Below are 20,577 nucleotides of genomic sequence, written 5' to 3'. Positions count from 1 at the left end.
ACTGAGGCCGACATAATGCCCGAACGCGACCATATTTATTTAAACCTCCTGACCATTTCGATCTTTGATGGAATCGAAAAGATCGTCCGGCCCCGCAGCGCCTAAGCTCGCAGATCGGTTTCAACCTTGCCGTCACTGAACTGCAACGCCGCCAGCCGTGCATACAGCGCATTACTCGCAATCAACTCTTGATGCGTCCCCACCGCCACCACTTTCCCCTGATCCATCACCGCGATCCTGTCAGCGTTTTTCACCGTGGCCAGCCGGTGGGCGATGACCAGCGTGGTGCGATTTTTCATCAGGCTGGGCAGGGCTTGCTGGATCAGGTGCTCGCTCTGGGCGTCGAGGGCGCTGGTGGCTTCGTCCAGCAGCAGGATCGGCGCATCTACCAGCAGCGCTCGGGCGATGGCGAGGCGCTGGCGTTGCCCGCCGGATAAACCGAGCCCCGCGTCGCCGAGGTGAGTCTGGTAGCCGTTGGGCATTTGCTCGATGAAATCGTGGGCGTAGGCGATTTTCGCGGCCTCCTGAACTTGGGCCAAAGTCGCCGTCGGGCGACCGTAGCGGATGTTCTCTTCGATGCTGCCGAAGAACAGCGCCGGGGTTTGCGAGACGAGGGCGAAGCAGCGACGCAGGTCCAGAGGATCAAGCTGGGGCAGAGGCACACCGTCCAGCAGGATGCGTCCTTCGACGGGGTCGTAAAAGCGTAATAGCAGGTCATACACGGTCGACTTGCCAGCGCCGGACGGTCCGACCAATGCCAGGGTTTCGCCGGCGTTGATCGTCAGATTCAAACCATCAACAGCAAAACTTTCCGGACGCGAGGGGTAGGAAAAGCGCACATCTTGCAGCACCAGATTGCCCTTCACCCGTTCGGGCAACGTCACCAGCCCCTGGGTCGGTGGCTGGATGATGTTTTGCGAACGCAATAACTCGGAAATCCGTTCCGCCGCCCCTGCTGCACGCTGCAGTTCGCCGATCACTTCACTCAGCGTGCCAAAGGCACCGCCGACGATCAGGCTGTAAAAGACAAACGCTGCCAGCTCACCCGCGGAAATCCGCCCGGCGATGACATCCATGCCGCCGACCCAGAGCATCACCCCCACCGCGCCCAACACCAGCAGAATCACCAGGGTAATCAACCAGGCGCGCTGGAAAATACGCTTGCGGGCGGTGTTGAAGGCCTCTTCCACCGTTGTGGCAAAACGTTGCTCGTCCTGAACCTGATGGTTGTAGGCCTGCACAGTTTTGATCTGACTCAGGGTTTCGGAAACATAGCTGCCGATATCGGCAATCCGGTCCTGGCTCTGACGCGAAAGCGTGCGCACCCGTCGACCAAAAATCAGGATCGGTGCGACCACCAGCGGCAACGCGACCACCACGATACTGGTGAGTTTGGGGTTGGTGATGAACAGCAAGACAATCCCGCCGATCACCATCAACCCGTTACGCAGAAATAACGACAGCGAAGAGCCAATGACCGATTGCAGCAGCGTGGTATCGGCGGTCAGCCGTGACTGGATCTCGGAACTGCGGTTGTCTTCATAGAATCCCGGATGCAGGTAGACCAGATGATTGAATACCCGTCGGCGGATGTCAGCGACAACGCGTTCGCCGATCCAGGACACCAGGTAAAACCGTACAAACGTGCCCATCGCCAGACCGACCACCAGCAGCATGAACACGCCGATGGAGCGGTTGAGCAAATGCGGCGACTGGGTCATGAAACCCTGATCCACCAGCAGGCGAATCCCCTGCCCCATGGACAAGGTGATGCCGGCAGTGACGATCAACGCCAGCAAAGCGCCCAAGGCCGGCCAGCGATAAGGTACGAGGAAACGGCTGGCCAGACGAATGGCGCGGCGGTGACGGGAAGAAAGCATGAGGATCATCCGAAGGTGCGACCAGTAGGCTTTGACCCGACCAGCCTACACCGAGCAATAGGATTGAACGCTGTAAATCATAATGAGTCAGGTTAATTATGACCGCCAAGACTAGTGGCTAGAGATTATTGGTCTAAAGTCCGGGTGGAAAGGTCCGGGTATTTCTGATGGACTGAAGATGCCGCCCTGAAAGATCGCAGGAAGTTGTCATAGCCCGGTCACCTGGCGGTTTTACAGTAAGCACAAACCTGATGAGGAGACAGGCCATGTCCTTGCAAAACAGCAGCGATGACAAGATTCCAGTGATCCGCACGCAGCCAGACCAGTCTTTGGGTTGCTCGATTATTGATAAGGATGGGCGCGAAGTACCGATCACTGAAAACATGATCCAGGACGCTTGTCGCGAACTGGAGAAGCGATTGGTCAAGCCTGCCGAACAAGAGTGATATAGCCACCGTCTTCTTGACCCGGCTCGTTCAGCCGGGTTTTTTATGGGTGCCTTTTGAGGGTGCTGCGCGCCCTATGGCGGGCAAGCCCGCTCCCACAGGATTACCGTGATTTCAAAATTGACGCATGACCTGTGGGAGCGTGGCTTGCCCGCGATAAGGCCAACGCGGTACTCAGACAGCCGAAGCCCCCAACGCCGCCACGATCTGCTGCAACGCCGGCGAATCCCCCTCGATCCGCACCTTCAACCCATCGATCTCACGCCGTAGCGGGTAATGTTTGCGCAGTGCATCAAACGCTGCACGCTGCTCATTCACATTACCGACCAGGCTGCGACGGAAATTCGCATCGTCACGGCGCGGGTCGTACACGCCACGGCACAACATTGCCAGCGCCCAGGCCGCATCGCTGTCCCCGTTCAGCGACACGGCCGACAACCACGGCGCTGGCAGCAAGTCGCTCAGGTGGATCTGTTCCGGTTGCCCGAGGAACGCGCAAAGGGCCTGATAGATCTGCGCCGTCCCGCGCTGTCTGCCGTCGAGGCTGTAACCGGCAATGTGTGGCGTCGCCAGCACACACAACTCGGCCAGAGCCACATCGACCTGGGGCTCAGCCTCCCAGACATCCAGCACCGCTTGCAGGTCTTCACGCACCAACAACACCTGACGCAGAGCGGCGTTGTCGATGACCGGGCCACGGCTGGCGTTGATCAGCCAGGTGCCCGGCTTGAGCTGGCTCAAACGGTGTTTATCAAACAGATGCCAGGTCGATTGAGGACCTTGCCTGGTCAGTGGAGTATGCAAACTGATGACGTCGCATTGCTCGATGACCTGCTCGAGGCTGACGTAATCGCCCCCTTCGGCGGCTTGCCGTGGTGGATCGCAGACCCGCACGTTCCAGCCCAGACCTTGCAGAACCTTGACCAGCCGCCCGCCCACTTCGCCGGCGCCGACTACACCATAGGTGCGTTGAGCCAGGTCGGCACCTTCGATTTCAGCCAGGGTCAGCAGGCTGCCCAGCACGTAATCGACCACACCCCGGGCATTGCAGCCTGGCGCGCTGGACCAGCTAATGCCGGCCTGTTGAAAGTAATCCAGATCCAGGTGATCGGTGCCGATGGTGCAGGTGCCGACGAAGCGCACCTTGCTGCCTTCGAGCAATGCGCGGTTGACGTTGGTCACTGAGCGCACCAACAGCACATCGGCCTGCTCGACAGTGGCGCGGTCGATAGCACGTCCCGGTACCCGGCGGATTTCACCGAAACCTGCGAAGAAGGCATCGAGTAGCGGGATATTTTCGTCGGCAACAATCAGCATGGCAGGCTCCTTTGGCGGATCGGCAGTTTAGGCGTAGATGACACCAAACGACTAGCACCGATCCCCCGTAGGAGCTGCCGAAGGCTGCGATCTTTTGATCTTCTCTTTTGGCGTGAAGGGTTTGGTTAGCTTTATTTAAAGACAAGATCAAAAGATCGCAGCCTTCGGCAGCTCCTACACAGAGGGGGCGCGGTATTGAGAGATTACAAATCCGCAACACAGGACTTTTCCTGACCACTGCGTCAAGGCGTAGAATGCGCCGCCTTGCGCATCAAAATCTTCTGGACGTTTCGCCTTGAATTCCGTGACTGACCGCCCCGCCGCTGTTCCCCTCAACCGCCCGGCCCGGGTTCGCCTGGAGCTGAAAAACCTGCTCGGCCTGGCGCTGCCGATCATGATCGCGCAACTGGCGACCACCGCCATGGGCTTCGTCGATGCGGTGATGGCAGGGCGTGTCGGGCCACGAGACCTGGCGGCCGTCGCGCTGGGCAACTCAATCTGGGTGCCGGTGTTTCTGCTGATGACCGGCACACTGCTGGCCACCACCCCAAAAGTCGCCCAACGCTTCGGCGCCGGCACCCACAGCGAGATCGGCCCGATCGTGCGTCAGGCCTTGTGGCTGGCGCTGGTGGTGGGGTTGATGGCGACCGGCATACTGTTCAGCGCCGAACCGATCCTGCACATCATGAAGGTCGACCCCGAGTTGATCGGCCCGTGCATGCAGTACCTGCACGGCATCGCCAGCGGCTTGCCTGCCGTCGCGTTCTATCACGTGCTGCGCTGTTTCAGTGATGGCCTGGGACGTACTCGCCCAGCCATGGTCCTTGGCCTTTGTGGGTTGGCGCTGAATATTCCACTCAATTACATCTTCATCTACGGCCACTTCGGTGTGCCGGCCATGGGCGGTGTCGGCTGCGGCTGGGCCACGGCGATCGTGATGTGGGTGATGGCGCTGGGCATGGCCGGCTGGGAACGCTGGGCGCCGGCCTATCAATCGAGTGAGTTGTTCAGCCGTTTCGACTGGCCGCAGTGGTCGGTGATCAAGCGTTTGCTGGGCATCGGCCTGCCGATCGGCATTGCGGTGTTCGCCGAATCGAGCATCTTCGCCGTGATTGCCCTGCTGATTGGCAGCCTCGGTGCCACCGTGGTCGCCGGGCATCAGATCGCGCTGAACTTCAGCTCGCTGGTGTTCATGATTCCCTACTCCCTGGGCATGGCCGTGACCGTGCGTGTCGGCCAGGCACTGGGCCGTGAGGAACCACGGGAAGCCCGCTTCGCCGCCGGCGTCGGCATGGCCACCGCACTGGCTTATGCATGCTTGTCGGCGAGCCTGATGCTGTTGCTGCGTGAACCTATCGCTGCGATTTACACCGCCGACCCAACGGTGATTCAGGTGGCCGCGATGCTGATCGTGTATTCGGCGCTGTTCCAGTTTTCCGATGCGATCCAGGTGACCGCGGCGGGCGCATTGCGCGGTTATCAGGACACGCGGGTGACGATGATCCTGACGCTATTCGCGTATTGGGGGATTGGTTTGCCGGTGGGTTACGCCCTGGGCCTGACCGACTGGCTCGGCGCGCCGAGTGGCCCGAGCGGGCTGTGGCAGGGTTTGATCGTCGGCTTGAGTTGCGCAGCGCTGATGCTGTCGATCCGCCTGACGCGCAGTGCACGCAAGCGGATCCGCATCAGTCGTTCGGCGGGTTAAGCGAGTTTCTTGCGGATCCAGTAGAGGTAGGTGCCTGCCTCTTCGTGCTGCCCGACCAGTTCGTGGTCGAGAAACACGCAAAACTTGGGAATGTCGCGACGGGTCGACGGGTCGGTGGCAATCACCTTCAGCAGGCCGCCAGGCACCAGGTCACGGATGTGCTGGTGCAGCATCATCACCGGTTCCGGGCAATTGAGGCCGGTGGCGTCGAGGGTGCCGTCGACCGGCGTATCGATCATTTCACTCATGGTTTACTCCTCAAACTTGCCGGCATTGTCGCGCATTGCCGGGTGTTCGGTCATCTATGGCTAACACCGCTGATCGTTCCCACGCTCTGCGTGGGGACGATCAGTGTTCAAGATCAGCGGGATTTCGGTTTCTTCACGTCCAATCGGCGCAGGTGGCAGGTCACTTCTTCGCGATCGTGATACAGCTGTTTGCAGCCGATCTCGACCCGAATGCCGCGCGCCTTGAACCCGTCGGCAATACGCTCGAGCAAGCGCTTCACTTCAGCATATCGCTGCTTCATCGGCAGCTTGAGATTGACCACCGCTTCGCGGCAATGCCCCTCGCCAATCCATTCTTCCAGCATCGCCGCGTTGCGTGCCGGTTTCTCGACAATGTCACAGACCATCCAGTCGACCGGTTGCTTGGGTTTGAAGGTGAAACCGTCAGCCATCAAATGCTGCACCAGACCGGTGTCCATCAAACTTTCGGCCATCGGGCCGTTGTCGATGGCGGTCACCAGCATGCCGCGATTGACCAGTTGCCAGGTCCAGCCACCGGGTGCGGCACCGAGATCGACGCCGGTCATGTCGCTATGCAGACGCTCGTCCCACTGGTCGCGGGGAATGAAATGGTGCCAGGCTTCTTCCAGCTTGAGGGTCGAACGGCTCGGCGCTTCACGGGGGAATTTCAGGCGTGGAATGCCCATTTGCCACATCGCCGAATTGTTCGATTCCGCCAGGCCCATGAACACTTCGCGGCCGCTCTTGAAGGTCAGCAACAGCCGCGGTTTGTTGGCGTCTTCCACCAGTTTGCCGGCGGCCATCAGCGCCTTGCGCAGGTGGCCTTCGAATTTCTTGCAGAAGTTCGACAGCTCTTTGCCATCGTTGGTGTCGACCATTTCCAGCCACAGGCTGCCGCACAGCGGGAAGTCCGCCATGTGCGCGAGGATCACGCTGATGCGGTCGGTTTCCGGCAGATCAATGAAGATCCCGCGAGCCCACTGGCGAGGGAAGATCAGATCGGCGAAACGCTGGCCCTGCATCAGGCGCTCGGCGCCGTCTTCTTCGGTGCAGATGAATTCGGCATAGGCGCTGGCAGTCTTGGCCTTGGCATAACCGGCCACGTTCAGCCGCGCGGCATGTTCGGAGATCTCGGAACAGACTTCGCTTTCGAAACCTGGCCGGCAATGCATAAAAAGGGTGTTCATTCTTACTCCTGGGCAGTTGGCGAAGAATTCGGCCACTGCGCGATGCCCCGACTTGCGTTGAAGCAAAGCCTGTCACGAAAACCGGCGCATGATAGCCGAGATCGGAACCTTGGACTTGTCCTAAGGGTCCAGTAATTAGCCTTAATGTCTAAACGGGGCTAGGTTAAAAGCTCTGCCCGCCCCTCAATCCGTAGCCGTGCGGATTTAAAGGAGTCATTTCAATGCCATCCCTCGATAGCCTGAAAACCCTTGAAACCTTACAAGTCGACGACAAGACCTATCACTATTTCAGCCTGCCCGAAGCCGCCAAGAGCCTGGGTGATCTGGACAAGCTGCCGATGTCGCTGAAAGTGTTGCTGGAAAACCTGCTGCGCTGGGAGGACGAGAAAACCGTTACCAGCGCCGACCTCAAGGCGATTGCCGCCTGGCTCAAGGAGCGCCGCTCCGATCGCGAAATCCAGTACCGGCCCGCGCGGGTATTGATGCAGGACTTTACCGGCGTTCCCGCCGTGGTCGACCTGGCTGCCATGCGCGCGGCGATGGCCAAGGCCGGTGGCGACCCGCAGCGAATCAATCCGCTGTCGCCGGTGGACCTGGTGATCGACCATTCGGTGATGGTCGATAAGTTCGCCAGCTCAAGCGCCTTCGGACAAAACGTCGACATCGAAATGCAGCGCAACCACGAGCGTTATGCCTTCCTGCGCTGGGGACAGAGCGCCTTTAACAATTTCAGCGTGGTGCCACCGGGCACCGGCATTTGCCACCAGGTCAACCTCGAGTACCTGGGCCGCACGGTCTGGACCAAGGACGAGGATGGACGCACCTATGCCTTCCCGGACACGTTGGTCGGCACCGACTCCCACACGACCATGATCAACGGTCTTGGCGTGCTCGGCTGGGGCGTGGGCGGGATCGAAGCGGAAGCAGCAATGCTCGGCCAGCCGGTGTCGATGCTGATTCCGGAAGTGATCGGTTTCAAACTCACCGGCAAGCTCAAGGAAGGCATTACCGCCACCGACCTGGTGCTGACCGTCACCCAGATGCTGCGCAAGAAAGGTGTGGTGGGGAAATTCGTCGAGTTCTACGGCGACGGCCTCGCCGACCTGCCGCTGGCCGACCGCGCGACCATCGCCAACATGGCCCCGGAATATGGCGCCACCTGCGGCTTCTTCCCGGTGGATGAAGTGACGCTGGAGTACTTGCGCCTGTCCGGTCGCACACCGGAAACCGTGAAACTGGTGGAGGCGTACAGCAAGATCCAGGGCCTGTGGCGCCTGCCCGGCAAAGAGCCTGCGTTCACCGACAGCCTGGCCCTGGACATGGAAAGCGTCGAGGCCAGCCTCGCCGGGCCGAAACGCCCACAGGACCGCGTTTCGTTGCCGAATGTCGCGCAAGCGTTCACTGACTTTCTTGGCCTGCAATTCAAACCCTCCAGCAAGGAAGAAGGTCGTCTCGAAAGTGAGGGTGGCGGTGGCGTCGCGGTGGGCAACGCCGATCTGGTCGGCGAAACGGACTACGACCATGAAGGCCGCACGTATCGGTTGAAAAACGGCGCGGTGGTGATTGCCGCGATCACCTCCTGCACCAACACCTCCAACCCCAGCGTGATGATGGCGGCCGGGCTGGTGGCAAAGAAAGCCGTGGAGAAAGGCCTGAAACGCAAGCCGTGGGTCAAGAGCTCACTGGCTCCCGGTTCGAAAGTGGTCACCGACTACTACAAGGCAGCAGGCTTGACCCATTACCTTGATGAGCTCGGTTTTGCGCTGGTCGGTTATGGCTGCACCACCTGCATCGGCAACTCCGGGCCGTTACCGGAGCCGATCGAAAAAGCCATTCAGAAAGCCGACCTGACCGTCGCCTCGGTACTCTCGGGCAATCGCAACTTTGAAGGGCGCGTGCATCCGCTGGTAAAAACCAACTGGCTGGCCTCCCCTCCCTTGGTCGTCGCCTATGCATTGGCCGGTACGGTGCGCATTGATATCAGCAGCGAGCCATTGGGTCACGACAAGGACGGCCACCCGGTTTACCTGCGAGACATCTGGCCAAGCACTAAAGAAATCGCCGATGCGGTGACCCAAGTGAATACCGCGATGTTCCACAAGGAGTACGCCGAAGTGTTTGCAGGCGACAAGCAGTGGCAGGCGATCGAAGTACCGCAGGCGGCGACGTATGTCTGGGACAACGATTCGACGTATATCCAGCATCCGCCATTCTTCGATGACATCGGCGGCCCTGCGCCAGTGGTCAAGGACATCGAAGGGGCGAAAGTCCTCGCCTTGCTCGGCGATTCGGTGACCACCGACCACATCTCCCCGGCCGGTAACATCAAGGCTGACAGCCCTGCCGGCCATTACCTGCGCGAGCAAGGGGTGGAGCCGCGGGACTTCAACTCTTACGGCTCGCGTCGCGGCAACCATCAAGTGATGATGCGCGGTACCTTCGCCAATATCCGGATTCGCAACGAGATGCTCGGTGGCGAAGAAGGCGGCAATACGATTTATATTCCGACCGGAGAAAAGCTGCCGATCTACGACGCAGCCATGCGTTATCAGGCCTCAGGCACGCCGCTGGTGGTGATCGCCGGGCAAGAATATGGCACCGGTTCGAGCCGTGACTGGGCGGCCAAGGGCACCAATCTGCTGGGCGTGAAAGCAGTCATCGCCGAGAGCTTCGAGCGAATTCACCGTTCCAACCTGGTGGGCATGGGCGTATTGCCGCTGCAGTTCAAACTGGATCAGAACCGCAAGAGCCTGAACCTCACCGGCAAGGAAACCGTGGACATTCTTGGCCTGACCGGCGTCGAACTGACTCCGCGGATGAACCTGACGCTCGTCGTCACCCGAGAAGACACCAGTAAGGAAAAGATTGAAGTGTTGTGCCGGATCGATACCCTCAACGAGGTGGAGTACTTCAAGGCCGGGGGGATTCTGCATTACGTGTTGCGGCAATTGATTGCCGCGTAACAGGCTGCTGATAAAACACCGCCTTCGGGCTAATGCCAATCAGTTAAGGACAAATCGGACCTGTAGGAGCCAGGCTTGCCGGCGAAAGCGCACTTAAGGACGCCTTCGCCGGCAAGCCTGGCTCCTACGAAAAGCGGTTTGCTCGCGTAACTGACTGGCATTGGCCTTCGGACGGTGTTTTTGTTTATGCGGTGTACGTCTCTATAATCGCCGCGCGCCCATTAGTGTCGTGTCGATCACAGATCGAATGTGCGGGCTGTGGCGAGGGGGCTTGCCCCCGTTTGAGTGCGTAGCGCTCACAAGATCTTTGGCCTATCAGAGATTTGGGGACTGCTTCGCAGCCCAACGGGGGGCAAGCCCCCTCGCCACAGGGCTCCCACAGGACTCAGGCAATCCGCAGAATCTCTGAAACAAGGACTTAACATGATCGCACTGCCATGGACCTATCTGGCACTTCTCTGCATGGGCTATGGCCTGGCGTTGATCTATGGTCATCTCGGCTGGCTGGCCTCGATCTCTTTCGCATTGCTGCTGTTCGCCGGTTTCGCCGTTCGCCAGCAACAGATTCCCATTGGCCGCTACCTCGGCCATGGCCTGTTCATCTTCCTGGCGGTAGCGCTGGCCATGCACTGGCTTCCCGGTTTCTTCAACGGTCGCGCCATTGATCCCCAGCGTTTCACCGACGATGCCGTGCCGTTTGCGATGTACCTGAATCAGGACAAACCGCTGATCGGTTTCTGGCTATTGCTGGTTTGCCCATGGATTGTCGGTCGGCGCTCGTTACGGCTGTCCGTTTATGCCACCGCCCTCGCCCTGACCGTAAGCGCCGTGCTGGCCTTGGGCGGCGCGTTGTTGCTGGGCGTGATCAGTTGGGCACCAAAGTGGCCGGATCAAGCCTGGTTATGGGTGCTGAACAATCTGTTGCTGGTGACGCTGGTGGAAGAAGCGCTGTTTCGCGGTTACATCCAGGGCGGTCTGAGCCGGCAGTTCAAACACCTGCCCTATGGCGAAAATCTTGCCTTGTTGCTCGCCTCCCTGGTGTTCGGCCTCGTTCATCTGGGCGCTGGCTGGCACTGGGTGTTGCTGTCAGGCATGGCGGGGATCGGCTATGGCCTGGCCTATCGTTTTGGCGGGTTGGGCGCGGCAATCGCTACCCACTTCGGTTTGAATCTGCTGCATTTCGGGCTGTTCACTTATCCGATGCTCGCTGGCTGACGCAATGGTCATTTTGCGACGCGTCACTGATAACTGAAAAAAACACCTCAATAAATACCTGGCGATGCCGACAACCTCTCAAAGCCTTGCGGATTGAAAAAGCCATGCGTAACAACCAGCCCATTACCCAACGCGAACGGACATTCCCGGCTCAGCAACGGTTGATCTCCACCACCGATGCCAAGGGCGTGATCACCTACTGCAACGACGCTTTCGTCGAAATCAGCGGGTTTTCTCGTGAGGAATTGATCCGTGCGCCGCATAACCTGGTCCGTCACCCCGACGTCCCGTCTGCGGTGTTCGCGCATATGTGGGGCACACTGAAACAAGGCTTGCCATGGATGGGCATTGTCAAGAATCGCTGCAAGACCGGTGACCACTATTGGGTTAACGCCTATGTCACACCGGTGTTTGATGGCAATCAGGTGATCGGTTACGAGTCGGTGCGGGTCAAACCCACCGCCGAACAGATCCGCCGCGCCGAAGCGCTCTATCAACGCATCAACCAGGGTAAGTCAGCCGTTCCTCAAACCGATAAATGGCTGCCGGTGCTTCAGGACTGGCTGCCGTTCATTCTGGTCAGCCAGTTGAGTTTCATGATCGGCGCTACCCTGACGTCCCAATGGGGCTTCGCCCTCGCGGCTGGCCTTTCGGTGCCGCTGGGCTTGATGGGCTTGAGCTGGCAACAGCGCGGTATCAAGCGTTTGCTGCGCCTGGCCGAACAGACCACCTCCGACCCGCTGATCGCGCAGATGTACACCGACAGCCGTGGCGCCCAGGCACGCCTGGAGATGTCGATCCTCAGCCAGGAAGCACGCCTGAAAACTTGCCTGACTCGTCTTCAGGACACCGCCGAACACTTGACTGAGCAAGCGAAACAGTCCGACACCCTGGCCCACAACAGCTCCACCGGCCTGGAACGTCAACGCGTCGAAACCGAGCAAGTGGCAACCGCTGTCAACCAGATGGCGGCCACCACTCAGGAAGTCGCCAGCCATGTGCAGCGCACCGCCGACGCCACCCAGCAAGCCAATCGCCTGACCGGCCGAGGTCGCGACATCGCCGGGGAAACCCGCGAAGCCATTCAGCGCTTGTCGGTGGTGGTCGGTGAAACCGGCCTGACGGTCACGCAACTGGCCAAGGACAGCGACGAAATCGGCGGCGTGGTCGATGTGATCAAAGGCATCGCCGACCAGACCAATCTGCTGGCCTTGAACGCGGCGATTGAAGCCGCGCGTGCCGGCGAGATGGGTCGTGGTTTTGCGGTGGTGGCCGACGAAGTGCGTCAACTGGCGCAACGCACCAGCGAATCCACCGGGCAGATCCACGCCCTGATCGCCAAGCTGCAGCAAACCGCCAGCACCGCGGTGCAAACCATGGAAGCCGGACACCGTCAGGCCGAAGAAGGTGTGGCGCGGGTATTGGAAGCGGATCAGGCGCTGGTGGGCATCAGCGAAGCGGTGGCCAACATCACCGACATGACCACGCAAATCGCTGCCGCCACCGAAGAGCAAAGCGCCGTCGCCGAAGAAATCAGCCGCAACATCAGCAACATCTCGCAACTGGCTGACCAGACCTCGGAACAGGCACAGCACTCGGCGCTGTTGAGCGAAGAACTGACCAAGACCGCGAATACCCAGTACTCGTTGGTGGAGCGGTTTAATCGCTGATTTATGCTGGAAGACAAAAACCCGGACGGTGAAAACTTCCGGGTTTTTTGTTGCCTGGCAGATCGCTTTCGCGGGCAAGCCTCGCTCCTACAGGTAATCAGTGCCCGAATGTCGACGCAGACCTGTAGGAGCGAGGCTTGCCCGCGAAGAGGCCCTGACTGCAGGCGAAAATCTCACTGAAGAAACGCAGCCACCTTCCCCGCCGCAGCCGCCAAATGCTGCTCATGCGTAAACCCCGAAGCCTTCAACGGTTTCAAATCATGGTCCGCCACCGCCAGCCAGAACACCTCGATACCCGGCGCCAACGTGTAAGCCTCGACGGCCTCACGATTACCCAGCGCATCCCGCTCACCCTGCACAATCAACGTGCGCGTCTTTAATCCCGCCAGATGCTCGACCCGCGGTTTCTCCGGTTTGCCCACCGCATAAAACGGATACCCCAGGCACACCAGCGCATCCGCGCCCAACTCATCGGCCAACAAACTCGCCATTCGTCCGCCCATGGATTTGCCGCCAATGGCCAGGCGCCCAGCGACATGGCGTCGCACCACGGCATACACCTCACGCCAGCATTCCTGCAATTTGGGTGCAGGGTTGGGCGGACGTTTACCGCCATCGAGACGCCGCTGCGCCATGTAGGGAAACTCGAAACGCAACACGTTGATCCCATGCGCGGCAAGGCGCTCAGCCATGTCGCTCATCCAGCCACTGTCCATCGGCGCCCCGGCACCGTGGGCAAAAATCAGCGTTGCCGAGGCTGGCGCCGTGGCGGCATTCCACAACCATCCATGATCACGCACACACTGCGCCCATTGATCCCCGTCAATACTGGCCTTGTGCTCTTTGTCCATGCTTGCCTCGCTTTTAGTCTGCCTATAACTCCAGGCGAAGGGAGCGTCTGCCGTGCGGCTTACTCGCAAAGGCAGGCCCTCACTTCGGCTGAACCGTGGATGGGGAACCATGAACACTTCTATCAGTACCGCCTACAACTACAAGGTGGTCCGCCAATTCGCCATTATGACGGTGGTGTGGGGCATCGTCGGCATGGGGCTCGGGGTTTTTCTCGCCGCCCAATTGGTCTGGCCTGAACTCAACTTCAACCTGCCGTGGACCAGTTTCGGCCGTTTGCGCCCGCTGCATACCAACGCGGTGATTTTCGCCTTCGGCGGCTGCGCCCTGTTCGCCAGTTCGTTCTACTCGGTACAACGCACCTGCCAGACCCGCCTGTTCGCGCCGAAGATCGCCGCGTTCTGCTTCTGGGGCTGGCAGCTGGTGATTCTCTTGGCGGCCATCAGCCTGCCCCTGGGTTACACCAGTTCCAAGGAATACGCCGAACTGGAATGGCCGATCGACATCCTGATCACCATCGTCTGGGTGGCCTATGCCGTCGTGTTCTTCGGCACGATCATGCAGCGCAAGACCAAACACATCTATGTCGGTAACTGGTTCTTCGGTGGCTTCATCATCACCGTGGCGATCCTGCACATCGTCAACAACCTGGAATTGCCGGTGAGTTTCACCAAGTCCTACTCGCTGTACGCCGGTGCGACCGATGCCATGGTGCAGTGGTGGTACGGGCACAACGCCGTAGGCTTTTTCCTCACCGCCGGTTTCCTCGGGATGATGTACTACTTCGTGCCGAAACAAGCCGAGCGTCCGGTGTATTCCTATCGCTTGTCGATCGTGCACTTCTGGGCGCTGATCACCCTGTACATCTGGGCCGGCCCGCACCACTTGCACTACACCGCGCTGCCGGACTGGGCGCAGTCGCTGGGCATGGTGATGTCGCTGATCCTGTTGGCTCCGAGCTGGGGCGGGATGATCAACGGCATGATGACGCTGTCGGGCGCCTGGCATAAGTTGCGCAGCGACCCGATCCTGCGCTTCCTCGTGGTGTCGCTGGCGTTCTACGGCATGTCGACCTTCGAAGGGCCGATGATGGCGATCAAAACCGTGAATGCCCTCTCCCACTACACCGACTGGACCATCGGTCACGTGCATGCCGGGGCGCTCGGCTGGGTGGCGATGATTTCCATCGGTGCGCTGTACCACATGCTCCCGAAAATCTTTGGCCGCACACAGATGCACAGCATCGGCCTGATCAACGCGCACTTCTGGCTCGCGACCATCGGCACCGTGCTGTACATCGCCTCGATGTGGGTCAACGGCATCGCCCAAGGCCTGATGTGGCGCGCAGTCAACGAGGACGGCACGCTGACCTACTCCTTCGTCGAAACCCTGGTGGCCAGCCACCCAGGCTTCGTCGTGCGACTGGTGGGCGGTGCGATCTTCCTCAGTGGCATGTTCCTGATGGCTTACAACACCTGGCGCACCGTGCTGGCCTCGCAGCCTGCCGAAGCCGCCGCTGCCGCGCAGATTGCCTGAGGAGTCCGCCATGAAACACGAAACAATCGAGAAAAACGTCGGCCTGCTGATGTTGCTGATGGTGCTCGCCGTGAGCATCGGCGGCCTGACCCAGATCGTCCCCCTGTTTTTTCAGGACGTGACCAATAAACCGGTGGAAGGCATGAAGCCCTACACCGCGCTGCAACTGGAAGGTCGCGACATTTACATCCGCGAAGGCTGCGTCGGTTGCCACTCGCAGATGATCCGCCCGTTCCGCGCCGAAACCGAGCGCTATGGCCACTACTCGGTCGCCGGTGAAAGCGTGTGGGATCACCCGTTCCTCTGGGGCTCCAAGCGCACCGGGCCGGACCTGGCGCGCGTCGGCGGTCGTTACTCCGAAGACTGGCACCGCGCCCACTTGTACAACCCGCGCAACGTGGTGCCTGAATCGAAGATGCCGGCCTACCCGTGGCTGGTGGATAACAAGGTCGATAGCAGCCACACCGAAACCAAGATCCGCGCCATGCGCACCCTTGGCGTGCCGTACACCGACGAAGACATCGCAGGCTCGGTCGCCTCGCTCCAGGGCAAAACCGAAATGGACGCGCTGGTCGCCTACCTGCAAGTGCTCGGCACTGCCATCAAGAGCAAGAGGTGAGCCATGGCCATGCCCTTTGAAATAGTGAGCGAAATGAGCAGTGGAATGATCCGCGGCCTGGGCACGGTCGTGGTGTTCATGGCCTTCGTCGGCCTGACGCTGTGGGTGTTCAGCGGCAAGCGCAATCGGGAATTCGCCGAAGCACGCCTGCTGCCGTTCGCCGATGAGCCGCCATCCGCCACCACCAACACTCAAGAACCTGCAACAACAAGGAGTACCCGGCCATGACCACCTTCTGGAGTACGTGGATCTGCGTACTGACCATCGGCAGCCTGATCGGCCTGACCTGGCTGCTGATTGGCACCCGCAAGGGCGAAACCAAGGGCAGCGTCGACCAGACCATGGGCCACAGCTTCGACGGCATTGAGGAGTACGACAACCCGCTGCCGCAGTGGTGGTTCATGCTGTTCGCCGGCACCTTGGTGTTTGCCGTCGGTTATCTGGTGCTTTACCCGGGCCTGGGCAACTGGAAAGGCATCTTGCCCGGTTATGAGGACGGCTGGACCGGTGTTCACGAATGGGAAAAGGAGATGAACAAGGCCGACGCGAAGTTCGGGCCGATCTTCGCCAAATTCGCGGCCATGCCCATCGAAGAAGTAGCCAAGGATCCGCTAGCGCTGAAAATGGGTGGTCGTCTGTTTGCGTCCAATTGCTCGGTGTGCCACGGATCGGATGCCAAGGGCGCCTTCGGCTTCCCGAACCTGGCCGACAGCAACTGGCGCTGGGGCGGTGATGCCGAAATGATCAAAACGACCATCATGGGCGGTCGCATGGCTGCGATGCCGGCCTGGGGAGAAATCCTAGGCGATGCCGGAGTGAAAAACGTCGCCGCATATGTGCGTCATGAACTGGCCGGCCTGCCTTTGCCGGAAGGCAGCACAGCGGATCTGCACGCCGGACAGCAAGCGTTCAGCACCACCTGCGTAGCCTGTCACGGAGCAAACGGCCAAGGCACTGAAGCCATGGGGGCGCCGAAGCTGACGCAACCGGCCGGATTTATCTACGGAACAAGCCTGGCGCAGCTTGAACAAACCATTCGTCATGGTCGCCAGGGCCATATGCCGGCGCAGAACGAACTGCTCGGCAACGACAAGGTGCAATTGCTCGCCGCTTATGTGTTCAATCTTTCGAGAAATGACGCGCAGTTGGCCGAGAAGTTTCAAGCAACAAGCAATAAGTAGAAGCAAAGCGAAAAAAGCTGCAAGCGACAAGATCCCTCTTGAAGCTTGCAGCTTGAAGCCCCCACTGCTTCCTTTTGTCGCACCCTCCCTTGGTCTTCCTTCCCGTTCGCCGGATTCAGGTCTAAGCTTTCCAGCGACGCGTACTGGTTAGCGCCGGTTCCAGGTCGATCCCAACCCGATATGTTCAACGAATTTGCTCGATGACAGGCCGCAAAGGCTGGTAGACACCGGCTAGCGTTCCCGTTGCGCGCTGTCACCCGATCGTGGTGTTTGAACATACCCGGTTACAACTGACCTGACCCCCTCGCCTCTTTCATCCGTTGCGACATTTTGCCCGAGGGCAATTTTGTCCTTACGCAGCGTATGGAAAGGCCGCAGAATCAGCTTTTGAAAGCATTGACCTACGTCATGGCGCGTTGCAATGACCCCTCGCTTTCTACATACTTGCGGCCGATTTTTACTCCTAATAAAACACCCAAACCGTGGAACCTTAGAATGAGCACAGCAATCAGTCCGACTGCTTATAACTATAAGGTAGTCCGCCAGTTCGCCATCATGACGGTGGTCTGGGGGATCCTTGGCATGGGGCTCGGTGTCTTCATCGCCTCGCAACTGGTCTGGCCGGAGTTGAACTTCGGTCTGGCATGGACGAGCTTTGGACGCCTGCGCCCGCTGCACACCAACCTGGTGATTTTCGCCTTCGGTGGTTGTGCCCTGTTTGCCACTTCCTATTACGTCGTGCAGCGAACCTGCCAAACGCGACTGATTTCCGACAGCCTCGCAGCCTTCACCTTCTGGGGTTGGCAAGCGGTGATCGTCGGCGCGATCATTACCTTGCCGATGGGTTTCACTACCACCAAGGAATACGCGGAACTGGAATGGCCTCTGGCTATTCTGCTGGCCATCGTCTGGGTCACCTACGCTTTGGTGTTCTTCGGCACCATCGTCAAGCGCAAGACCAAGCACATCTACGTCGGTAACTGGTTCTACGGTGCCTTCATCGTCGTGACCGCGATGCTGCACATCGTCAACCACGCCTCCCTGCCGGTCAGTTTCTTCAAATCCTACTCGGCTTACTCGGGTGCGACTGATGCGATGATCCAGTGGTGGTACGGCCACAACGCGGTCGGTTTCTTCCTGACCACCGGCTTCCTGGGGATGATGTACTACTTCGTTCCCAAGCAGGCCGAGCGTCCGATCTACTCCTATCGTCTGTCGATCGTGCACTTCTGGGCGCTGATTACCCTGTACATCTGGGCCGGTCCGCACCACCTGCACTACACCGCACTGCCGGACTGGGCTCAATCCCTGGGCATGGCCATGTCGATCATTTTGCTGGCACCTAGCTGGGGCGGCATGATCAACGGCATGATGACCCTGTCGGGCGCCTGGCATAAGCTGCGCACCGACCCGATCCTGCGCTTCCTCGTGGTATCGCTGGCGTTCTACGGCATGTCGACCTTCGAAGGCCCGATGATGGCCATCAAGACCGTCAACTCGCTGTCGCACTACACCGACTGGACCATCGGCCACGTACACGCCGGCGCGCTTGGCTGGGTAGCGATGATTTCGATCGGCGCGATCTACCACATGATCCCGAAACTGTTCGGTCGCACGCAGATGCACAGCGTCGGCCTGATCAACACGCACTTCTGGCTCGCGACCATCGGTACCGTTCTGTACATCGCCTCGATGTGGGTCAACGGCATCACCCAGGGCCTGATGTGGCGTGCAATCAACGACGACGGCACCCTCACCTACTCGTTCGTCGAAGCGCTGCAAGCCAGTCACCCTGGTTTCATCGTCCGCGCCCTGGGCGGTGCGTTCTTCGCCAGCGGCATGCTGTTCATGGCCTACAACGTATGGCGTACCGTACGTGCCTCGAACCCGGCTGAAGCCAAAGCTGCTGAACAGATTGCTGTAGTTGGAGCTCACTGATGAAGCATGAAGCAGTCGAGAAGAATATTGGCCTGCTGGCCTTCTTCATGGTTATCGCCGTCAGCATCGGCGGCCTGACCCAAATCGTTCCGCTGTTTTTCCAGGACGTCACCAACAAGCCGGTCGAGGGCATGAAGCCTCGCACCGCCCTTGAACTGGAAGGCCGCGACGTGTACATCGCCAACGGTTGTGTCGGCTGCCACTCGCAGATGATCCGCCCGTTCCGTGCTGAAACCGAACGTTACGGCCACTACTCGGTCGCCGGTGAAAGCGTTTGGGACCACCCGTTCCTGTGGGGTTCCAAGCGTACCGGTCCGGACCTGGCCCGTGTCGGCGGTCGTTATTCCGATGACTGGCAGCGTGCGCACTTGTACAACCCGCGCAACGTGGTGCCTGAGTCGAAAATGCCGGCCTACCCGTTCCTCGTGGAAAACAAGCTCGACGGCAAAGACACCGCCAAGAAAATGGAAGTCTTGCGCACGCTCGGCGTCCCTTACACCGACGAAGACATCGCCGGTGCCAAGGATGCCGTGAAGGGCAAAACCGAAATGGACGCGCTGGTGGCCTATCTGCAAGGCCTGGGCACCATCATCAAAAGCAAACGGTGATTTAGATGGATATCGGGATGATTCGTGGCCTGGGCACCGTTGTTGTGATGGTGGCCTTCATCGGTCTGGCGCTATGGGTGTTCAGCCCCAAGCGCAAGTCGGAGTTTGAAGACGCGACCTTGCTGCCTTTCGCGGATGATCCCGAAGCCATCAAGCACGTCGAGCAAGCTTCTAGGAGTAACAAAGAATGACTACGTTCTGGAGTCTGTACGTCACAGTCCTCAGTCTCGGCACCATTTTCGCCCTGACCTGGCTGCTGCTGTCGACCCGCAAGGGCCAGCGCAGCGAATCCACCGATGAAACGGTCGGCCACTCCTTCGACGGGATCGAGGAGTATGACAACCCCCTGCCGAAATGGTGGTTCATGCTGTTCGTGGGCACCATCATCTTCGCCCTCGGTTACCTGGTGCTGTACCCGGGCCTGGGGAACTGGAAAGGCCTGTTGCCGGGTTACAACTACCTCGATAACGAGAAGCAGACCCCGTTCGCCAACGGCCAGACTGGCTGGACCGGCGTTCACGAATGGGAAAAGGAAATGCTCAGGTCGGACGCCAAGTTCGGTCCGATCTTCGCCAAGTTCGCTTCCATGCCGATCGAAGAAGTCGCCCAGGATCCGCAAGCCCTGAAGATGGGCGGCCGCCTGTTCGCCTCCAACTGCTCGGTTTGCCACGGTTCCGACGCCAAAGGTGCCTATGGCTTCCCTAACCTGACCGACACTGACTGGCGTTGGGGCGGTGAAGCGGAAACCATCAAGACCAGCATCATGGGCGGTCGTCACGCCGTGATGCCGGCCTGGGCTGAAGTGATCGGCGAGCAAGGCGTTGCCGACGTTGCCGCGTTCGTGCTGACCAACCTCGATGGCCGCAAGCTGCCGGAAGGCGCCAAGGCCGACCCGGTTGCCGGGCAGAAGCTGTTCGCCGCCAACTGCGTGGCATGCCACGGTCCTGCCGGCAAAGGTACGCCAGCCATGGGCGCCCCTGACCTGACGCACCCGAGCGGCTTCATCTACGGTTCGAGCTTCGCTCAACTGCAGCAGACCATCCGTTACGGTCGCCAGGGCCAGATGCCTGCGCAGGAACAGCTGCAAGGCAACGACAAGGTTCACCTGCTGGCCGCTTACGTCTACAGCCTTTCCCAAGGCGAGAAAACCGCAGCCGCGAAGACCAAATAAGGTAAACGCGTGATGCAAAAACGGCCTCGTCATCTGACGGGGCC

Annotated in this window: 18 protein-coding genes; 13 read left to right on the top strand and 5 right to left on the bottom strand. The window is 59.7% G+C overall.

Going from position 1 to position 20,577, the window contains the following annotated elements; translation table 11 throughout:
- Positions 1–101 precede the first annotated feature (101 nt).
- Positions 102–1,889, bottom strand: a complete 1,788-nt coding sequence (locus tag FHW68_RS04910) for an ABC transporter transmembrane domain-containing protein (protein WP_183679122.1) — start codon at positions 1,887–1,889, stop codon at positions 102–104.
- Between the two features lie 257 nt (positions 1,890–2,146).
- Here FHW68_RS04910 and FHW68_RS04905 point away from each other — a divergent pair, with 257 nt between their 5' ends.
- A complete protein-coding gene (locus tag FHW68_RS04905; RefSeq protein ID WP_095634240.1) occupies positions 2,147–2,326 on the top strand; it encodes a PA1571 family protein in 180 nt (59 codons plus the stop codon).
- A 174-nt stretch (positions 2,327–2,500) separates the two neighbouring features.
- Here the strand turns inward: FHW68_RS04905 and pdxB are convergent, their stop codons facing one another.
- Positions 2,501–3,643 (bottom strand): 4-phosphoerythronate dehydrogenase PdxB, encoded by a 1,143-nt coding sequence (pdxB, locus tag FHW68_RS04900; protein WP_183679120.1) that lies wholly within the window; start codon positions 3,641–3,643, stop codon positions 2,501–2,503.
- A gap of 295 nt (positions 3,644–3,938) precedes the next feature.
- On the opposite strand from pdxB, the gene FHW68_RS04895 reads away from it, so the two are divergent.
- Positions 3,939–5,348, top strand: coding sequence for an MATE family efflux transporter (locus FHW68_RS04895; protein ID WP_095634242.1), 1,410 nt, complete (start codon positions 3,939–3,941; stop codon positions 5,346–5,348).
- On the opposite strand, the gene tusA is transcribed toward FHW68_RS04895, so the two are convergent.
- Both tusA and rlmM read right to left on the bottom strand, forming a co-directional pair.
- On the bottom strand, positions 5,345–5,596 hold the full coding sequence (gene tusA, locus FHW68_RS04890) for a sulfurtransferase TusA (RefSeq protein ID WP_095634243.1): 252 nt from the start codon (positions 5,594–5,596) through the stop codon (positions 5,345–5,347). The genes FHW68_RS04895 and tusA overlap by 4 nt on opposite strands.
- Positions 5,597–5,709: 113 nt before the next feature.
- Positions 5,710–6,783, bottom strand: a complete 1,074-nt coding sequence (gene rlmM / locus FHW68_RS04885) for a 23S rRNA (cytidine(2498)-2'-O)-methyltransferase RlmM (protein ID WP_183679118.1) — start codon at positions 6,781–6,783, stop codon at positions 5,710–5,712.
- Positions 6,784–7,004: 221 nt separating this feature from the next.
- Here rlmM and acnA point away from each other — a divergent pair, with 221 nt between their 5' ends.
- From acnA to FHW68_RS04870, 3 genes are all read left to right on the top strand, one after another.
- The gene (gene acnA / locus FHW68_RS04880; RefSeq protein ID WP_095634245.1) at positions 7,005–9,746 is read left to right on the top strand and encodes an aconitate hydratase AcnA; all 2,742 of its coding nucleotides are present in this window, start codon (positions 7,005–7,007) and stop codon (positions 9,744–9,746) included.
- A gap of 423 nt (positions 9,747–10,169) precedes the next feature.
- A complete protein-coding gene (locus FHW68_RS04875; protein ID WP_183679117.1) occupies positions 10,170–10,961 on the top strand; it encodes a CPBP family intramembrane glutamic endopeptidase in 792 nt (263 codons plus the stop codon).
- A 104-nt stretch (positions 10,962–11,065) separates the two neighbouring features.
- On the top strand, positions 11,066–12,631 hold the full coding sequence (locus FHW68_RS04870) for a PAS domain-containing methyl-accepting chemotaxis protein (RefSeq protein ID WP_183679114.1): 1,566 nt from the start codon (positions 11,066–11,068) through the stop codon (positions 12,629–12,631).
- A 173-nt stretch (positions 12,632–12,804) separates the two neighbouring features.
- On the opposite strand, the gene FHW68_RS04865 is transcribed toward FHW68_RS04870, so the two are convergent.
- On the bottom strand, positions 12,805–13,482 hold the full coding sequence (locus FHW68_RS04865; protein ID WP_260296361.1) for an alpha/beta family hydrolase: 678 nt from the start codon (positions 13,480–13,482) through the stop codon (positions 12,805–12,807).
- A gap of 109 nt (positions 13,483–13,591) precedes the next feature.
- Between FHW68_RS04865 and ccoN (FHW68_RS04860) the strand changes: the two genes are divergently transcribed.
- The 8 genes from ccoN (FHW68_RS04860) (at position 13,592) to ccoP (FHW68_RS04825) (ending at position 20,533) form a co-directional block, all read left to right on the top strand.
- A complete protein-coding gene (gene ccoN / locus FHW68_RS04860) occupies positions 13,592–15,016 on the top strand; it encodes a cytochrome-c oxidase, cbb3-type subunit I (protein WP_095634249.1) in 1,425 nt (474 codons plus the stop codon).
- A gap of 10 nt (positions 15,017–15,026) precedes the next feature.
- Positions 15,027–15,635 carry a cytochrome-c oxidase, cbb3-type subunit II gene (gene ccoO, locus FHW68_RS04855; RefSeq protein ID WP_095634250.1) on the top strand — a complete coding sequence of 203 codons (609 nt, stop codon included), beginning with the start codon at positions 15,027–15,029 and terminating at the stop codon, positions 15,633–15,635.
- Between the two features lie 21 nt (positions 15,636–15,656).
- The gene (locus tag FHW68_RS04850; protein ID WP_095634311.1) at positions 15,657–15,863 is read left to right on the top strand and encodes a cbb3-type cytochrome c oxidase subunit 3; all 207 of its coding nucleotides are present in this window, start codon (positions 15,657–15,659) and stop codon (positions 15,861–15,863) included.
- Positions 15,860–16,816 (top strand): cytochrome-c oxidase, cbb3-type subunit III, encoded by a 957-nt coding sequence (ccoP, locus tag FHW68_RS04845; RefSeq protein WP_095634251.1) that lies wholly within the window; start codon positions 15,860–15,862, stop codon positions 16,814–16,816. Before FHW68_RS04850 ends, ccoP (FHW68_RS04845) begins: the two co-directional genes overlap by 4 nt.
- A 495-nt stretch (positions 16,817–17,311) precedes the next feature.
- A complete protein-coding gene (gene ccoN, locus FHW68_RS04840) occupies positions 17,312–18,754 on the top strand; it encodes a cytochrome-c oxidase, cbb3-type subunit I (protein WP_095634252.1) in 1,443 nt (480 codons plus the stop codon).
- Positions 18,754–19,362, top strand: a complete 609-nt coding sequence (gene ccoO, locus FHW68_RS04835) for a cytochrome-c oxidase, cbb3-type subunit II (RefSeq protein WP_009042961.1) — start codon at positions 18,754–18,756, stop codon at positions 19,360–19,362. The genes ccoN (FHW68_RS04840) and ccoO (FHW68_RS04835) overlap by 1 nt, the downstream gene beginning before the upstream one ends.
- A gap of 5 nt (positions 19,363–19,367) precedes the next feature.
- Complete coding sequence (locus tag FHW68_RS04830) at positions 19,368–19,553, top strand: CcoQ/FixQ family Cbb3-type cytochrome c oxidase assembly chaperone (RefSeq protein WP_003175465.1); 186 nt, start codon at positions 19,368–19,370, stop codon at positions 19,551–19,553.
- Positions 19,550–20,533, top strand: coding sequence for a cytochrome-c oxidase, cbb3-type subunit III (gene ccoP / locus FHW68_RS04825; RefSeq protein ID WP_095634253.1), 984 nt, complete (start codon positions 19,550–19,552; stop codon positions 20,531–20,533). Before FHW68_RS04830 ends, ccoP (FHW68_RS04825) begins: the two co-directional genes overlap by 4 nt.
- Positions 20,534–20,577: the final 44 nt, after the last annotated feature.

Source organism: Pseudomonas sp. Tn43 (genome assembly GCF_014192635.1).
Taxonomy (GTDB): domain Bacteria; phylum Pseudomonadota; class Gammaproteobacteria; order Pseudomonadales; family Pseudomonadaceae; genus Aquipseudomonas.
This window is presented reverse-complemented; position numbering and strand designations above follow the sequence as displayed.

Excerpts from the sequence above, each read along its gene's own strand:
- FHW68_RS04910 (WP_183679122.1), bottom strand. The coding sequence starts at position 1,889 with ATGATCCTCATGCTTTCTTCCCGTCACCGCCGCGCCATTCGTCTGGCC.
- FHW68_RS04905 (WP_095634240.1), top strand. The coding sequence starts at position 2,147 with ATGTCCTTGCAAAACAGCAGCGATGACAAGATTCCAGTGATCCGCACG.
- pdxB (WP_183679120.1), bottom strand. The coding sequence starts at position 3,643 with ATGCTGATTGTTGCCGACGAAAATATCCCGCTACTCGATGCCTTCTTC.
- tusA (WP_095634243.1), bottom strand. The coding sequence starts at position 5,596 with ATGAGTGAAATGATCGATACGCCGGTCGACGGCACCCTCGACGCCACC.
- rlmM (WP_183679118.1), bottom strand. The coding sequence starts at position 6,783 with ATGAACACCCTTTTTATGCATTGCCGGCCAGGTTTCGAAAGCGAAGTC.
- acnA (WP_095634245.1), top strand. The coding sequence starts at position 7,005 with ATGCCATCCCTCGATAGCCTGAAAACCCTTGAAACCTTACAAGTCGAC.
- FHW68_RS04875 (WP_183679117.1), top strand. The coding sequence starts at position 10,170 with ATGATCGCACTGCCATGGACCTATCTGGCACTTCTCTGCATGGGCTAT.
- FHW68_RS04870 (WP_183679114.1), top strand. The coding sequence starts at position 11,066 with ATGCGTAACAACCAGCCCATTACCCAACGCGAACGGACATTCCCGGCT.
- FHW68_RS04865 (WP_260296361.1), bottom strand. The coding sequence starts at position 13,482 with ATGGACAAAGAGCACAAGGCCAGTATTGACGGGGATCAATGGGCGCAG.
- ccoN (WP_095634249.1), top strand. The coding sequence starts at position 13,592 with ATGAACACTTCTATCAGTACCGCCTACAACTACAAGGTGGTCCGCCAA.
- ccoO (WP_095634250.1), top strand. The coding sequence starts at position 15,027 with ATGAAACACGAAACAATCGAGAAAAACGTCGGCCTGCTGATGTTGCTG.
- ccoP (WP_095634251.1), top strand. The coding sequence starts at position 15,860 with ATGACCACCTTCTGGAGTACGTGGATCTGCGTACTGACCATCGGCAGC.
- ccoN (WP_095634252.1), top strand. The coding sequence starts at position 17,312 with ATGAGCACAGCAATCAGTCCGACTGCTTATAACTATAAGGTAGTCCGC.
- ccoO (WP_009042961.1), top strand. The coding sequence starts at position 18,754 with ATGAAGCATGAAGCAGTCGAGAAGAATATTGGCCTGCTGGCCTTCTTC.
- FHW68_RS04830 (WP_003175465.1), top strand. The coding sequence starts at position 19,368 with ATGGATATCGGGATGATTCGTGGCCTGGGCACCGTTGTTGTGATGGTG.
- ccoP (WP_095634253.1), top strand. The coding sequence starts at position 19,550 with ATGACTACGTTCTGGAGTCTGTACGTCACAGTCCTCAGTCTCGGCACC.